The sequence below is a fragment of the Streptomyces sp. SPB074 genome (assembly GCF_000154905.1).
Lineage (GTDB): Bacteria > Actinomycetota > Actinomycetes > Streptomycetales > Streptomycetaceae > Streptomyces.
On sequence record NZ_GG770539.1, the window covers coordinates 953,569 to 968,252 of the forward strand.

The window sequence follows — 14,684 nt, forward strand, 5'->3', positions numbered from 1 at the left end:
GCGGGCGCGGGCGCGGGCGGCGGAGGTGCCGCGAACGCGGGCGGGGCGAGTGCGAGTCCGGGTGCGGGGACGGCGGGTGCGGGGGCGGGTGCGGGTGCGGGTGCGGGTGCGGGTGCGGCGAGTTCGCCCGGGGGCGTCGTGAGCGAACCGTCGCCCGGCGGTCTCGGGGCCACGGACATCGGCTGGCTGCAACTCTCCCGCGCGATGGAGGAGCAGGCCCTCGCCCTCCTGGAGCTGGCGCCCACGCACGGTGCCGACGCGGCCCTCGCCACCTGGGCCGCTGACCTGGCGCGGGGACAGCGCACCGACCTCAGGACGCTGCGCGGGCTGCTCACGGCGGCGGGACTCGACGGCGAGAACCCGCACGAGGGCCACGACATGCCCGGCATGGTGAACGCGGGCGAACTGCGCGCCCTGGAGCAGGCGCGCGGCGCCCGCTTCGACACGCTGTTGCGCGCCGCGCTGGCCGAACACCTCGCGCAGACCCGCACGCTGGCGACCGAGCTGAACCGGACGAAGGGCGACACCCGCGTGCACCGCCTCGCCCGCCGCATGGGCGAGCGCGCGACGAAGGCGGAGGCGGGGCTGAAGGCCGGCTGAGCGGCCATGGCGGCGCGGGCACGGGGGCGGAGGGCTGGGGCGAGCACGGGGCGGGTTTGCGCATAAAGACGTAGGCGGGAACGGGGCGGGCTCAGGCAGAGGGCGTGGCGCGGGGGCGGGGCGCTGAGCAGATAGAGCCTCGGCAGGGAGCAGGTAGCTCCCCGGCACGGACCAGGGCCGGAGGGCCTGGCGACCGCTGAGGCTGATCGGTGTGCACGGCTTCCCCCTTACCGCTCCCCTTTCCCTCTGTCTCACCGGACGACGATGCCCACGGAACCACTCGCCTCCGGCGCGAGCGCGGGCCCGTGGACGGCGCCGGGGAGGACGGTGACGAGCCGTGGCGCCCGGCCGGGGTCTCGGTCACGGACCGAAGCAAGGGCGGGCGGCGCGGCGGCGGGTCCTCGGGGCGCCGAGGGGGGCGGCGCGGGTGCGCGCGTACGGGACGACAGGACGGTGCCCGGCGCAACGTACAGGGTGCGGGGCACGGAAGGCGGCCCGGCCGTCCGGGCCGTTGTCGGTGCGGTGGGGGACCATCGCTAGCGGGACCGGTGACGGCAGGGCTGACGGAGGGGTGCGGGATGGCGCGGGAGCTCACGGCGGCGCAGCGGAGGGTGATCGGCGCGGCGGAGCCGGTGACCGGACGGTTGCGGGGACCGGCGGCGGTGCTCGAACGGCTCGTGAAACTGGGGCTCGCCTTCCGGCACCCGCGCCCGCCGCACGACTGCTTCCTGAGCCCGGCCGGTCAACGCGCCCGCACGGAGCCCCCGGAACAGCTCCGTTCCTCCCCCGAGCCGCCACCCGTGCCGCGCCCGACGGCGGACGGGGTCTTCGCGGCACGTACGGGCGAGGAGCACGAGCCGCCCGTCGATGCCGCCACGCGTGTCCGCGAGGTGCGCGCGGCGTGGCAGGGGCTTCTGGAGCTGCGCCGGATGACGCGCGCGGACGGTGACACGGGGCGTCCGTGCGCCTGGGAACGCGCGCACCTCGTCCGTGCGGCGGCGCTCGCCCTGGAGGCGGCGGGCCGGGTTCCGGCGCTCGCGGGCCGGAACGGGTACGTGGTGCGGGAGTCCCCGCAGCCGGAGGCCGTGGAGGTGCGGGTGGCCGGGGACGGAGTGGGCGGGGACGGAGCGAGTGGTACGGGGACCGACCCGCGTGAGGAACTGGTCCTGTGCGCGGAGGCGTTGGAGGCGGCGGGCTGGCAGGTGAGCGAGCACGGGGACCGGCGCGGGGGGCGGGTGGTGATCGCCTCGCCGCCGCGACGGTAGAGCCGGCGCGCGCTGAGCGGAGGGGGGCCAGCGCCGCGCAGCCGGGGGGCAGGTCTCACCCGCACGGCAGTCTTGCGAGGCGCCTGGCCACCCCCACACGCGGACATCGCCCTCCCCGCGGACAGCCCCCTCCCTCCCGGGGGGGGCGACCCCAATACCAGTCTCTCCCACCCCCGCCCCCCTCCCCCGCCATCCACCAAAATCTGTGGATAACCTCGCCAAACCCATCAAACCCGTCACCCGAAAGCATGGTGACAACGCGTCAAAGCACTACGGATGAGTAAACGCTCACCCCCCTCCCCCCGACTCCCTCCCCCACCCGATTTCGGCGTGTCCGCAGTCCATCCGCCCCATGTCCACGCCTCTTCCCGTACAAGAATGGGCGACGGCGAAACCGGACCCGAGGTCGGGAGTGGGCAGTGTCCGAGCAGCAGTTCAGCGTCTCCGTGCAGGTGCGGGGCTACGAGACCGACGTTCAGGGGCACCTGAACCAGAGCGTGTACCTCCAGTACGCGGAGCACGCCCGCTGGGAGCTGTTCCGGGCGGCGGGCATCACGCAGCGGGATCTCGCGAAGGCGGGGATCGGGCCCGTGGTGCTGGAGACGACCATCCGCTATCTGCGGGAGTTGCGGGCCGGCGACAAGGTGACCGTCGGGTGCGCGGTCCTGTGGGACGGAGGGAAAACGTTCCGCTTCGAGCAGACGATCACCCGCGCCGACGGCGTCGTCTCCGCCGAGATCAGCGGTCTCGGCGGCATCCTCGACCTGCGGGAGCGGCGCCTCGTCGCCGACCCCGGCGGCCGGGTGCGCGCCCTCGCCACCACTCCTGCCGTCTGCGGCTGCTGAGGGGATGGAGCATACCGTGCTTCCGGGTCGTTCCTGTGCCCTGGGAGACAAAACGCCCGCGCCCGGGACAGCGGCGGCCGGACGGGGTACTCCTCGCGGGGGACAACGCCGCCGAGCCTAGGAGTCGCCGTATGCCATGGGACCGCCGCACCTTCCTGGGACTGCTCGCGGGCGCGCCCGGAATCGCCGCCGTCGCCGGGAGCGGCACGGCGAGCGCCCGGACCGCCGTCGCGCCGCCAAGCACTCCCGCCGCCCCGCTCGCCCCCGCCGACCCCGCCGCCGAGGCGGCCCGGCGCCTCCTCGGCGCCCACGCGGACCAGTTCGACTTCGTCCCCCTCGCCCCGGGCCCCGAAGGACTCGACCGCTTCGTCGTGAGCGGCCGGGCGGGGCGCGTCACCGTCGCGGGGACGAACCCGGCGACCCAGCTCACGGGCCTGCGCCGCTACCTCAAGCAGGCGGGCCTCGCCCAGTTCACCTGGGCCGGAAGCCGCGCCGGGCTGCCCGCCCGGGTGCCCGCGCCCGAGGGCGGGCGCATCGAAGGGCGCGCCGACACCCCGCACCGCTTCGTGCTCAACGACACGAACGACGGCTACACGGGCCCGTACCACGACTGGGCCTACTGGGAGCGCGAGATCGACCTCCTCGCGCTGCACGGCTTCAACGAAGTACTCGTCTACGCGGGTGCCGACGCGGTCTACCAGCGGCTCTTCCAGCGCTACGGATACGGCGACGAGGAGGTGCGCGCGTGGATTCCCGGGCCCGCGCACCAGCCGTGGTGGCTGCTCCAGAACCTCTCCTCCTTCCCCGCTCCCGTCACGGCGCGGCTGGTCGAGCAGCGCGCGGCACTCGGCGCCCGGATCGTGGGGCGGCTGCGCGAACTCGGCATGAAGCCCGTCCTCCCCGGCTACTTCGGGACGGTCCCGGCCGGTTTCGCCGACCGCAATCCGGGCGCGAGGACCGTGCCGCAGGGGACGTGGATGGGCTTCGCGCGGCCCGACTGGCTCGATCCGCGCTCCGACCTCTTCGCGGAGGTCGCGGCGGCGTTCTACGAGATCCAGGAGGAGTTGTTCGGGCGCGGCACGCTCTACAAGATGGATCTCCTGCACGAGGGCGGCCGCGCGGGGAACGTACCGGTCGGGGAGGCGACGCGCGGGGTGCAGCGGGCGCTGCGCGCGGCGCGGCCCGACGCCGTGTGGGTCATCCTCGGCTGGCAGAAGAACCCGCCGAAGGAGATCGTCGCGGCGGCGGACCGCGACGCGATGCTCGTCGTGGACGGGCTCAGCGACCGTTTCCCCGAGGTGAGCGACCGCGAGAGCGACTGGCAGGGCACGCCGTACGCCTTCGGCTCGATCTGGAACTTCGGCGGTCACACCGCGCTCGGCGCCAACACGCGCGACTGGGTGGACCTCTACCCCCGCTGGCGGGACCGCGCGGGCAGCCGGCTCTCCGGGATCGCGCTGATGCCGGAGGCCGCCGACAACAACGCGGCGGCGTTCGAGTTGTTCGCCGAACTCCCGTGGACGGAGGGGTCCGTTTTACCTGACGTTTTTGGTTCCGCGAGTACGCGCGGGTTCGGTACGGGGGCGGTGACACGCACGCCGAGGCGGCGTGGGACATCCTGCGGACGACGGTGTACGGGACGCGGCGCGACGACCGCTGGTCGGAGCCGGCCGACGGGCTCTTCGGGGCGCGGCCCGCGCTCGACGCGGTCTCGGCGGGCAAGTGGTCCCCCAAGGCGCTGCGGTACCCGGCCGCGTCCTTCGAACCCGCACTGAACGAACTGCTCGCCGTACGTGCCGAGTTGCGGGATTCGGCCACGTACCGCAGGGATCTGCTCGACGTGGCGCGGCAGGCGCTCGCGAACCGGAGCCGGACGCTGCTGCCGCGTCTCGCCGCCGCCCACAAGGCGAAGGACCAGGCCGAGTTCGCGCGGCTCGGGCGGCGCTGGCTCGCGCTGATCGACCTCCTCGAACAGCTCGTCGCGACGGACGAGGACCACCTGCTCGGCCGGTGGGTGGAGGCGGCGCGGGCCTGGGGCGGCAGCGCCGCCGAGAAGGACCAGCTCCAGTACGACGCCCTGTCGTTGCTGACGACGTGGGGAGCCCGGCAGGGGGCCGACGCCGGATTGCGCGACTATGCGAACCGGGAGTGGTCGGGGCTGGTGGGCGGGCTGTACCGGCTGCGCTGGAGCACGTACATCGAGGAGTTGTCGGCGGCGCTCAGGGCGGGGCGGAAGCCGGCGGCGATCGACTGGTTCGCGCTGGAGGACCGGTGGACGCGGGACCCGGGAAGCCTCGCGACGCGGCCTCGCGGGGAGGTGCACCAGGTGGCGGAGGAGGTGGCGCGGTCGCTGGCGCGCGCGGACTGAGGGACGGCCCGGGCGGGAGGCCTGCCCGCCCGGGGTTCAGCCCGCCCGCTCCGCGAGGCGGCGGGCCTGGTGGCGGGCCTCTCGTGCCACGAGGTCCTCGTCGGCGCGGACGAGGTGCCCGTCCTCGACCACGGGACGGCCGCCGACGAGGGAGAGGGTGACGGGGGCGGGGGCGCCGAGGACGAGGGCGGCGACCGGGTCGGCGATCGTGGAGTGGGCGAGGGTGTCCATGCGCCACAGGACGAGGTCGGCGAGTTTGCCGGGCTCCAGGGAGCCGGTCTCGTGCGCCCGGCCGAGGACGCGGGCTCCCCCGGCGGTCGCGAGGCGCAGCGACTCCCGTACGCCCAGGGCGGATTCGCGGTGCGGGCCGAGGCGGGCGACGAGGACGGCGTTGCGGAGTTCGGTATGGAGTTCGCCGGTCTCGTTCGAGGCGGTGCCGTCCACGCCGAGGCCGACCGGGACCCCGGCGGCCAGCAGGTCGGGGACGCGGGCGATCCCGGCGGCGAGGCGGGCGTTGGAGGAGGGGCAGTGGGCGACCCCGGTGCCCGTGCGGGCGAAGGCGGCGATGTCGGCGTCCTCCATGTGGACGCAGTGCGCCATCCACACGTCCTCGCCGAGCCAGCCGGTGGACGCGAAGTAGTCGGTGGGGCCAATGCCGAACAACTCGCGGCAGAAGTCGGCCTCTTCGCGGGTCTCCGAACCGTGCGTGTGGAGCCGGACGCCCTTGCGGCGGGCGAGCTCGGCTCCCCGGCGCAGGAGAGCGGTGGAGACGGAGAAGGGGGAGCAGGGGGCGACGGCGACGTGGGTCATGGCGCCGAAGGCGGGGTCGTGGAAGCGGTCGATGGTCTCCTCGGTCGCGGTGAGGGCCGCGTCCAGGCTCTCCACGGCGAAGTCGGGCGGGAGGCCGCCGTCGGAGGTGCCCCGGTCCATCGAGCCGCGGGCGAGGGTGAAGCGCACCCCGAGGTCGAGGGCCGCGCCGACGAGGGCGCCGGAGAGGTCGCCCGTGCCGCGCGGGTAGATGTAGTGGTGGTCCGTCGCGCACGTCACGCCGCCGCGCGCCATCATCGCGAGCGAGCCGCGCGCGGCGGCGCGGACCATGTCCTCGTCGATGCGCGCCCACGTCGGGTAGAGGGCCACGAGCCAGTCGAAGAGCTTGTGGTCCGTGGCGAGGCCGCGCGTGAGCCACTGGTAGAAGTGGTGGTGCGTGTTGACGAGTCCGGGGGTCAGGAGGTGGCCTGTGCCGTCGACGTGGCGGCGGACGTCGGCGAGGCCGTCGGGCGCCGGGCCGGGCCCGAGCGATTCGATCCGGTCGCCGTGCACGACGAGGTGGCCGCGGGCGTGCTCCGTACCGGCCGCGTCGACGGTGGCGAGAGCGGCGTTCTCGATGACAATGCGGCCCTGGGGGACGGAGGTCGGGGTCATGGCGGGTCCTTGGCGGGGGCGGGGATCACGGCTCAGAGGTTGCTGTGGTCGACCGGTATGCGGGCCTCGTGGCCGGCCCGCAGGATCGTCGCCTCGATGAGGCCGTAGGGGCGGTCGGCGGCGTAGTAGACCTCGTTGTCGTTGCCGAGGCCGAAGGGGGCGAGGTCGACCAGGAAGTGGTGCTTGTTGGGCAGCGAGAAGCGCACCTCGGCGATCTCGGGGCGGTGCTCGATGATCCGGCTGCCCATCCGGTGCAGCGTCTGCTGGAGGGAGAACGAGTACGTACCGGCGAAGGCGGCGAGGAGGTGCGCGCGACTCTCGCGGTAGCTGGTGTCCCAGTCGGGCACGGGGCCGCTCCCGCCGGTCCAGGTGTGGCGCCAGCGCCCGGAGACCTCGGTGGCGAGGACGCGGTCGCGGGTCTCCTGGAGCGTCGTGTACGGGTCCCTGGCGAAGCCGTGGAACTCGGAGTCGGTCGTGTTGAGCACGGTGAGGCCCTTGAGCCCGGAGATCACCTGCTGTCGGCCCGCCTCGTGGGTGACCTCGGCGAGCCGGGTCTCACCGCCGCGCCGGGCGAAGGAGTGGGCGGGGCCGTCGGCGGGGTCGGTGAGGCGGTCCCAGGCGTACTCCTCGACGCGGACCCTGGCCCGGTGGATGCCGGGACGGGTGGTGGCGAAGTGGCGGGCGAGGCGGAGGGCGAACTCCTCGGGGGAGGCGATGCCGTGTTCCTTGGCGAAGACGTAGACGGTGTTCTTCATCGTGTCGGTCGGCAGGCAGTGGGTGTTCGCGCCGGTCAGGTGCACGTCGTCCAGGTCGCCGGAGAGGGCGATCGAGACGTTGAGGTCCCGCAGGTGGTGGACCGCGCCCTCGCGGACGACGCGGACGACGCGGACCTCCGCCTTGCCGTACTGGTTCTGTCCGAGCACGGCGACGGTAGAGGCGGGAGCGGCGGACGCCCCGGCGTCGGGGGCGGCGGTGACGGGGGCCGCGGGGGCTTCGGGGGCGGTGCGGGCGGCTTCGGGGCCGTTCTTCGGCATGGTGCCTAGCTCCCTCGGTATGCGGAGTATCCGTACGGGCTGAGCAGCAGGGGGACGTGGTGGTGCTCGCCGGGGGCCGCGCGGAAGACGAGGCTCACCTCGGGGAAGAAGGAGGCGCCCGGGACGTGGCCCGCCGTGGCGAACTCCAGGCGTGCCTCGGTGGTGCCGGGCGGCAGCGCGGGCAGGTCGCGGCAGCGCCCGTCCGTGTCGGTCTCGGAGGTGCCGACGACGCTCCAGGGGGCGGTGGGGCCGGGGCGGGCCGCGAGGGTGACGGGGACGGCGGGCGCGGGACGGCCCGCGCTCGTGTCGAGAACGTGCGTGGACACGGTGGCGGGCCCCGGGAGCACGGCCGGCTCGTCGGGTGCCCCGGGCTCGGGACGCGCGGGGTGCTCGGGGCCCTCCGCGCGCTCCGCGCCGTCCGGGTGCTCCGGGAAGAGGCGGTCGAGGCGGACGCGGTGGATGGCGGCGAGCTCGGAGCGGGCGCGGGCGCGCTCAGTCGCGGGCGTGTTGCCGAGGCGTTCCTCCAGGGCCGCGAGGATGTCGGCCGCGGTGCGTCCGGTGGCGCGGACGAGGAAGACGTGCCGGAACTTCTCCTGGTACGCGAGCGTCAGCGTCCGGATGCGGGCGCGCAGTTCCGCGGGGGCCTCGGCGACCGCGCTCTGCTCGCGCGCCGAGGTGGCGTCGCCGGGGGCGCCGATGGGCGGGTGCCCGGCGAGGGCGGCGTCAAGGCCGGGCCCTTCCAGGGCGGCCGTCGCCGCGTCGCTCGCCGCGTGGAGCGCGGCGGTGTTCGCGTACGGCCGTCCGGCGAGGACCGCGGCGGCCCACTCCTCGGCGGCGCAGACCTCGCCGAGGGCCGAGCGGGCCTCGGGGGCGGGGAGCGCGTTGAACCGGCTGAGCGTCACGGGGACCTCCGGGGTCCTGGAGCGGTCGTGCCGCGTGGGGCTGCGGACAGCTAAGACCTTCCCCCTGCACGCGTCAACAGTTTGTTAAATCGGGGTGGCGAACGGATACGGCGAAGTAACACGGGCGTAAAAGGGGGGCCTGTGGGGCGGGGTGAGGGGCCGTCCGGCGGGGGCGGGCGGGCCTTACGGAGTGTTCATGTCGGTGCAGGGCCGTTGTCAGTGGCGCCCCCTACGGTGGACCCCATGGCTCAGACGTCCCGTCCTGTCGCTCCGCCCCGCCCCGGCCTCGCGCGCGAGGTCCTCGCCCCGGCCGCCGTGCCCGCCCCGCGTTCCGCCGCCGTGGTCAACGCGGAGATCCGCGCGCTGTGGTGCGCGGGCGGGCGGCTCGCCGAGGAGCGGCGCGGGGAGTACGAGGCGCTGCTGGCGGAGTGGTCGGCCGCGCTGCGCGCGGAGGTCGTCGCGGCCGCCTGAGCGGCGCGAGCGCCCGCGCCTCAGCGTTCCTCCCCGTGCCGCCCCTCGGTGACGGGCCGCTCGCCTGCGCGTTCGGCGGCCCGGCGCTCGTTGACGTGCCGGAGGTAGTTGTATACGGTGAAGCGCGAGACGCCGAGGGCGGCGGCGACGGTCTCGACGCCGTGCCGCACGGTGAAGGCGCCGCGCGCCTCCAGATGCCGGACGAGGTCCTGCTTCGTGCGGCGGTCGAGCGCGTCGAGCGGCCCGTGATCTCTTGTTTATTCCTTCGACCAGCCGGTCCAGGCCGTCGTCCCCGAGGCCCGGCAGCCGTACGGCGAGGACGTCCTCGCCCTCCCAGCGCAGGACGACGTCGCCGGGCGCGGCGGCGGCCGGGGCGAGCAGTTCGCCGCCCACCGCGTCCACGAGGGGGCGGACGGCCGCGAGGAGCGGATGCGGTACGGGGCCGGTCACCGCCCGGCCCCGCCGATGACGCTGACCTGGAGCGAGACGCGGCCGGCGCCCGCGTCGATGGTCGTCCGCAGGAGTTCGGCGACGGTGGCGACGATCTCGCCCGCCTCGCCCTCGGCCGTGTTGCCGAAGGGCCCCACGTCGATGCCGTCGAGGGGTGCGGTGCGCAGCACCTCGCGGGCGGCGAGCGCGTGCGGGGGGACTTCTTCGAGGTCGAAGGGCTCGGTGGTGAACTCGACCCGCAACCGCATGAGACGCCTCCCGCGCTGTCCCGCGGCCCCGCGCGGGGCCGCCGCAGCGACCCTAGCCGACGGGCCCGGGGGCCGGGCGCGCCGCCCGCGCTCCCCCAACTCCCGGCGAGGCGGCGGGGAACGGGAGGATGATGGGAGCGCGTCCCCGTGCGCGCGGCCCGTCCGTCAAGGTCCTGGAGCACGTCATGGCCTCCGTCGCCGTCACCTGCCCGGTCTGCCGCCGTGTCGGCAGCCACCTCCCGCCCGAGCTGCCCTGCGCCTGCGGGGTGCCGGTGGTCCTGCCGCTCGTGGACGGCGGCATGGGTGAGCCGGTGGAGCGGCGCGACTGGGGCGAGGAGTGGCTGGCGGTGCGGTGCGTGGCCTGCGGGCGGACGACGCGTTGGCCCCGGCCCGCGTACGGGTGCCCCTGCGGGACGCTGTTGCGGCTCGCGGTGGAGGCGGCCGGGGCGCCGGGCTCCGTACCGCTCGCGCGGCGGCCCGGTGGGCTCGCGCCGATCCGCTCGGCGCGGGACGCCGTGACGGCGGCGGCGCTGCACCTCGGGCGGCTCGGGCACGGCGAGATACACCGGGCGGCGCAGCCGGCCCCGGCGGGTGTGGCGCTCGCCGCGCGCGGGCTGCTCGCGCACGTGGAGCCCAGCAGGCGGCGGCTGACGGTGCGGGACGTGGAGTGCCTGTGGCTCGCGGCGCTCGCCGCCGGTGCCGACCCGGTGGGCTTCACCCGGGGCGGCCCCGAACCGGAGGCCGCCGCGAGCGCGGTCCGGCTCGGGGTGCCGCTCTTCGCCCTGGAGGCGACGGGCCTCGTCCGGCCGCTGAACGAGGCGGCGGAGCGGCTGGGGCGCTGAGCCGGGTACGAGGGCGGGAGCGTACGGGGGGGCGGCCGTCCCGGCGGGAATCGGCGGGGGCCGTCCCGGCGGGGATCGGCGCCCACCGCGCCCGTCAGCGCCGCCCCCGCGTGTCAGTCCCGTTCCTCCCCGTACGTCTCGCGCAGTTCGATCTTCCGTACCTTGCCCGAGACGGTCATGGGGAAGCTGCCGAGGACTTCGAGGCGGCTGGGGATCTTGTAGGAGGCGAGGCGGTCGCGGCAGAAGGCGCGGATCTCGTCCAGCGTGGGCGCCTCGGCGGGGTCGCGCGGGATGACGCAGGCGAGGACGGACTCGCCGTAGCGGGCGTCGGGGACGCCGACGACCTGCACGTCGGAGATCTTCGGGTGGGTGTGGAGGAACTCCTCGATCTCGCGCGGGTAGATGTTCTCGCCGCCGCGGATGATCATGTCCTTGATGCGGCCCGCGATCTCGACGTAGCCGTCCTCGCGCATGAGGGCGAGGTCCCCGGTGTGCATCCAGCGCCCCGGGTCGACGGCCTCGGCGGTGCGCTCGGGGTCCTCCCAGTAGCCGAGCATGACGGAGTAGCCGCGTGTGCAGAGTTCGCCCTGTGTTCCGCGCGGCACGGTGACGCCGCTGACGGGATCGACGACCTTGACCTCCAGGTGCGGCAGGACCCGCCCCACGGTCCCGGTGCGGTGTTCGAGGTCGTCGTCGGCGCGGGTCTGGCAGGAGACCGGCGAGGTCTCGGTCATGCCGTAGCAGATGGAGACCTCGGACATGTGCATCTCGGCGACGACGCGTTTCATGACCTCGACGGGGCACGGCGAGCCCGCCATGATCCCGGTGCGCAGCGAGGTGAGGTCGAAGGAGGCGAAGTCGGGGAGGTTCAGTTCCGCGATGAACATCGTCGGCACCCCGTAGAGCGAGGTGCAGCGCTCCTTCTCCACCGCTTCGAGGGTCGCGCGCGCGTCGAAGGCGGGCGCGGGGATGACGACGCAGGCGCCGTGGGACGTGGCGCCGAGGTTGCCCATCACCATGCCGAAGCAGTGGAAAAAGGGGACGGGCAGGCACACGCGGTCGTGCTCCGTGTAGCCGATGGTCTCGCCCACCCAGAAGCCGTTGTTGAGGAGGTTGTGGTGGGAGAGGGTCGCGCCCTTGGGGAAGCCCGTGGTGCCGGAGGTGTACTGGAGGTTGACGGGGTCGTCGCAGGACAGCTCGGCCTCGCGGGCGCGCAGGCGGGCGCGGGGGACGTCCGTACCGGCGGTGACGAGGGCGTCCCAGCTCGGGTCGCCGATGTAGACGGCCTCGCGCAGTTCGGGGCACGCGGGGCGCACCTCGTCCACGAAGGCGCGGTAGTCGGTGTCGCGGTGGCGCAGTGAGGCGACGAGGAGCTGGGTGCCCGACTGCCGGAGCACGTAGCCGAGTTCGTGGGCGCGGTAGGCGGGGTTGATGTTGACGAGGAGGGCGCCGACGCGGGCGGTCGCGTACTGGAGGAGGACCCATTCGGCGCTGTTGACGGCCCAGATGCCGACCCGGTCGCCCTTGAGGACGCCGCGGGCGAGGAGGCCGCGGGCGAGGAGTTCGACGGCCTCGCCGAAGGCGGCGTACGTCCAGCGCCGGCCGCTCGCGACCTCCACGAGTGCTTCGCGGTCCGGGTGGGCGGCGATGATCCGGGCCAGGTTCTCGCCGATGGTCTCGCCGATGAGGGGGGTGGTGGAGGTGCCGTGGGCGTACGAGGGGGTGGTCTCGGGGGGCGCGGTGCTCATCGGAAGTCCTCCTCGCGGTACTCGGCCGCGGAGCCGCCGGCGGTCGCCTCGCGCAGTTCGACGCGGCGGATCTTGCCGGAGATGGTCTTGGGCAGCGGGCCGAACTCCAGCCTGCGCAGGCGCTTGTAGGGGGCGAGGACGGCGCGCGAGTGCGCGAAGAGGAGCCGCGCGGTCGCGGCGTCGGGGGCGTGTCCCTCGGCGAGGACGACGTACGCCTTGGGGACGTTGAGGCGTACGGGGTCGGGGGCGGGCACGACGGCGGCCTCGGCGACGGCGGGGTGTTCGAGGAGGGCGCTCTCCAGCTCGAAGGGGGAGATCTTGTAGTCGCTCGCCTTGAAGACGTCGTCGGCGCGTCCCACGTACGTGAGGTAGCCGTCCTCGTCCCTGGCGCCGATGTCGCCCGTGCGGTAGTAGCCGCCCGCCGTGGCCTCGGCGGTGCGTGCCTGGTCGCCGTGGTAGCCGCGCATGAGGCCGACGGGGCGGCTCGCGAGGTCGAGGCTGATCTCGCCCTCGGTGGCGCCGGGTTCGCCGGTCACGGGGTCGAGGAGGGCGATCGTGAAGCCGGGGCTGCGGCGGCCCATGGAGCCGGGTTTGAGGGGCTGGCCCGGGGAGTTGGCGACGGCGACGGAGGTCTCGGTCTGGCCGAAGCCGTCGCGGATCGTGACGCCCCAGGAGCGGCGCACGTGCTCGATGACCTCGGGGTTGAGGGGTTCGCCGGCGGCGACGACGGAGCGCGGCGGGGTCTCCAGGCCGCTGAGGTCGGCCTGGATGAGCATCCGCCACACGGTGGGCGGGGCGCAGAAGCTCGTGACCCCGGCGCGGTCCATCTCGGCCATGAGGCGGCCCGCGTCGAAGCGCGTGTAGTTGAAGATGAACACGGTAGCCTCGGCGTTCCACGGCGCGAAGAAGTTCGACCACGCGTGCTTCGCCCAGCCGGGCGAGGAGATGTTGAGGTGCACGTCGCCGGGGCGCAGCCCGATCCAGTACATCGTGGAGAGGTGGCCCACGGGGTAGGAGAGGTGGGTGTGCTCCACGAGTTTGGGGCGGGCGGTGGTGCCGGAGGTGAAGTAGAGCATCAGGGTCTCGTCGGACCGGGTGGGGCCCTCGGGGACGAACACGGGGCTCGCGGTGGCGGCTTCGGCGTAGTCGTGCCAGCCGGGGGCGGGCGGGCCCACCGCGATGCGGGTCCAGTCGCCGGGGACGTGCGCGAACTTCTCCAGGTCGGCGGAGCGGGCGACGACGTGGCTCACCTCGCCGCGCGCGACGCGGTCGCGCAGGTCGAGGGGGCCGAGGAGGGTGGTCGCGGGGAAAATGTCGGCGCGCAGCTTCATGGCGGCGAGCATGAGTTCCCACAGTTCGGCAGGGTTGCCGAGCATGAGGAGGACGCGGTCGCCGGGGGCGACGCCGATGCCGCGGAGCCAGTTCGCGGCGCGCGCGGAGCGCCGGGAGAGCTCGGCGAAGGACAGTTCGAGGCGGGAGCCGTCCTCCTCGACGATGTGGAGCGCGGTGCGCTCGTTGTTCTCGGCGATCCGGTCGAACCAGTCGAGTGCCCAGTTGAACAGTTCGGGGCGGGGCCACTCGAAGCCGGCGTGCGCCGCCGCGTAGTCCTCGCCGTGGCGGAGGAGGAAGTCGCGGGCGGCGCGGAAGGCGGCGGTGGCGCCCGGTTCACCGGCGCGGGCGGCCTGAGCGCCGCCGGGGGCCGGGGCGGGGCCGCTGGCGGCCGGTTCGCCGGCCGGGGCGGCGGCGGGGGGCGTTGCCGACATGTGTCCTCCAGGTTGCGAAACCACTCGTGCCCATCGTGAGATGCGTGACACAGGTCTCACTACCCCCGTTCGGGGGTGGGCGGCACGGATGGCACGCTGAGCGGCACCTGCGGGACGGAGGACGGTCATGGCGGCGCACACAGGGGCACCCGGCGGCGCGCGCGGGGCGGGGCAAGACGGCGCGGAGTGGGCGGCGGACGCGGCGGAGATCCGCGCCGCGCTACTGCGCCTGCGGCGCGCCACCGGGCTGCCGGTCGCCTTCGGCGGGCCGCTCGTGGGGGCGGGTGCCGAGCGGGTCCGGATCGGGGAGCTGAGCGGTACGGCGACGGCGGCGCTCGACGGGCTCGCGGTCTCGGCGGGCAACGGGCTGGGCGGCAAGGCGATCACGCTGACGCGGCCGTGCACGGTCACCGACTACCGGGTGGCGCGCACCATCAGCCACGAGTACGACACGCCGGTGGCGGCCGAGGGCCTGCGCTCGGTCCTCGCGGTGCCCGTCGTGGTGCGGCGCCGGGTCCGGGCCGTGCTGTACGGGGCGCTGCGCGCGCCGCAGCCGCTCGGGGACCGCACGCTGCGCGCGGCGGTCGAGGCGGCGCGCGACGTGGAGCAGACGCTGGTGGTGCGGGACGAGGCGCGGGCCCTCGCGGCGGCGGGCGGGGAGGCGGCGCGTGCGGGGGCCTGGCAGGAGGTGCGGGAGACGGGCGCCCACCTGCGCGGGCTCGCGGA

The 14,684-nt window shown here is 74.8% G+C and carries 12 protein-coding genes and 2 pseudogenes; 7 read left to right on the forward strand and 7 right to left on the reverse strand.

Features of this window, described 5'->3' with window-relative positions:
* Positions 1 to 138: 138 nt before the first annotated feature.
* The 4 genes and pseudogenes from SSBG_RS03880 (at position 139) to SSBG_RS03895 (ending at position 5,078) form a co-directional block, all read left to right on the forward strand.
* The gene (locus SSBG_RS03880) at positions 139 to 600 is read left to right on the forward strand and encodes a DUF305 domain-containing protein (protein WP_008744918.1); all 462 of its coding nucleotides are present in this window, start codon (positions 139 to 141) and stop codon (positions 598 to 600) included.
* A 578-nt stretch (positions 601 to 1,178) separates the two neighbouring features.
* Entirely contained in the window at positions 1,179 to 1,865 is a 687-nt protein-coding gene (locus tag SSBG_RS03885; RefSeq protein ID WP_008744919.1) for a hypothetical protein, read from the forward strand.
* Positions 1,866 to 2,284: 419 nt separating this feature from the next.
* On the forward strand, positions 2,285 to 2,710 hold the full coding sequence (locus SSBG_RS03890; RefSeq protein ID WP_008744920.1) for an acyl-CoA thioesterase: 426 nt from the start codon (positions 2,285 to 2,287) through the stop codon (positions 2,708 to 2,710).
* A gap of 131 nt (positions 2,711 to 2,841) precedes the next feature.
* Positions 2,842 to 5,078 (forward strand): annotated as a pseudogene (locus tag SSBG_RS03895) (alpha-N-acetylglucosaminidase).
* A gap of 36 nt (positions 5,079 to 5,114) precedes the next feature.
* Here SSBG_RS03895 and SSBG_RS03900 read toward each other — a convergent pair.
* From SSBG_RS03900 to uraD, 3 genes are read right to left on the reverse strand one after another with little or no spacing between them, the layout of a single operon-like run.
* Complete coding sequence (locus SSBG_RS03900; protein WP_008744921.1) at positions 5,115 to 6,500, reverse strand: 8-oxoguanine deaminase; 1,386 nt, start codon at positions 6,498 to 6,500, stop codon at positions 5,115 to 5,117.
* Positions 6,501 to 6,532: 32 nt separating this feature from the next.
* Complete coding sequence (pucL, locus tag SSBG_RS03905; RefSeq protein ID WP_234010349.1) at positions 6,533 to 7,534, reverse strand: factor-independent urate hydroxylase; 1,002 nt, start codon at positions 7,532 to 7,534, stop codon at positions 6,533 to 6,535.
* A gap of 5 nt (positions 7,535 to 7,539) precedes the next feature.
* Positions 7,540 to 8,436, reverse strand: a complete 897-nt coding sequence (gene uraD / locus SSBG_RS30660; RefSeq protein WP_008744923.1) for a 2-oxo-4-hydroxy-4-carboxy-5-ureidoimidazoline decarboxylase — start codon at positions 8,434 to 8,436, stop codon at positions 7,540 to 7,542.
* A gap of 243 nt (positions 8,437 to 8,679) precedes the next feature.
* On the opposite strand from uraD, the gene SSBG_RS03915 reads away from it, so the two are divergent.
* Positions 8,680 to 8,907, forward strand: coding sequence for a hypothetical protein (locus tag SSBG_RS03915; protein ID WP_037868884.1), 228 nt, complete (start codon positions 8,680 to 8,682; stop codon positions 8,905 to 8,907).
* A 20-nt stretch (positions 8,908 to 8,927) separates the two neighbouring features.
* Here the strand turns inward: SSBG_RS03915 and SSBG_RS03920 are convergent.
* Positions 8,928 to 9,357 (reverse strand): annotated as a pseudogene (locus tag SSBG_RS03920) (helix-turn-helix domain-containing protein).
* Positions 9,354 to 9,605: a hypothetical protein gene (locus tag SSBG_RS03925; protein WP_008744924.1), complete on the reverse strand. Its 252-nt coding sequence runs from the start codon at positions 9,603 to 9,605 to the stop codon at positions 9,354 to 9,356. The pseudogene SSBG_RS03920 and the gene SSBG_RS03925 overlap by 4 nt, the downstream one beginning before the upstream one ends.
* Positions 9,606 to 9,790: 185 nt before the next feature.
* Here SSBG_RS03925 and SSBG_RS03930 point away from each other — a divergent pair, with 185 nt between their 5' ends.
* Entirely contained in the window at positions 9,791 to 10,447 is a 657-nt protein-coding gene (locus tag SSBG_RS03930; protein WP_037871058.1) for a hypothetical protein, read from the forward strand.
* 113 nt (positions 10,448 to 10,560) lie between these two features.
* On the opposite strand, the gene SSBG_RS03935 is transcribed toward SSBG_RS03930, so the two are convergent.
* Together SSBG_RS03935 and SSBG_RS03940 are read right to left on the reverse strand one after the other, a co-directional pair.
* On the reverse strand, positions 10,561 to 12,195 hold the full coding sequence (locus SSBG_RS03935; protein ID WP_008744926.1) for an AMP-binding protein: 1,635 nt from the start codon (positions 12,193 to 12,195) through the stop codon (positions 10,561 to 10,563).
* The gene (locus SSBG_RS03940) at positions 12,192 to 13,958 is read right to left on the reverse strand and encodes an AMP-binding protein (RefSeq protein ID WP_008744927.1); all 1,767 of its coding nucleotides are present in this window, start codon (positions 13,956 to 13,958) and stop codon (positions 12,192 to 12,194) included. Before SSBG_RS03940 ends, SSBG_RS03935 begins: the two co-directional genes overlap by 4 nt.
* Positions 13,959 to 14,085: 127 nt before the next feature.
* Here SSBG_RS03940 and SSBG_RS03945 point away from each other — a divergent pair.
* The coding region (locus SSBG_RS03945) for a GAF domain-containing protein (protein ID WP_008744928.1) at positions 14,086 to 14,684 on the forward strand (599 nt) is incomplete at its 3' end.

Excerpts from the sequence above, each read along its gene's own strand:
- SSBG_RS03915 (WP_037868884.1), top strand. The coding sequence starts at position 8,680 with ATGGCTCAGACGTCCCGTCCTGTCGCTCCGCCCCGCCCCGGCCTCGCG.
- pucL (WP_234010349.1), bottom strand. The coding sequence starts at position 7,534 with ATGCCGAAGAACGGCCCCGAAGCCGCCCGCACCGCCCCCGAAGCCCCC.
- SSBG_RS03885 (WP_008744919.1), top strand. The coding sequence starts at position 1,179 with ATGGCGCGGGAGCTCACGGCGGCGCAGCGGAGGGTGATCGGCGCGGCG.
- SSBG_RS03940 (WP_008744927.1), bottom strand. The coding sequence starts at position 13,958 with ATGTCGGCAACGCCCCCCGCCGCCGCCCCGGCCGGCGAACCGGCCGCC.
- SSBG_RS03935 (WP_008744926.1), bottom strand. The coding sequence starts at position 12,195 with ATGAGCACCGCGCCCCCCGAGACCACCCCCTCGTACGCCCACGGCACC.
- SSBG_RS03930 (WP_037871058.1), top strand. The coding sequence starts at position 9,791 with ATGGCCTCCGTCGCCGTCACCTGCCCGGTCTGCCGCCGTGTCGGCAGC.
- SSBG_RS03900 (WP_008744921.1), bottom strand. The coding sequence starts at position 6,500 with ATGACCCCGACCTCCGTCCCCCAGGGCCGCATTGTCATCGAGAACGCC.
- SSBG_RS03925 (WP_008744924.1), bottom strand. The coding sequence starts at position 9,605 with ATGCGGTTGCGGGTCGAGTTCACCACCGAGCCCTTCGACCTCGAAGAA.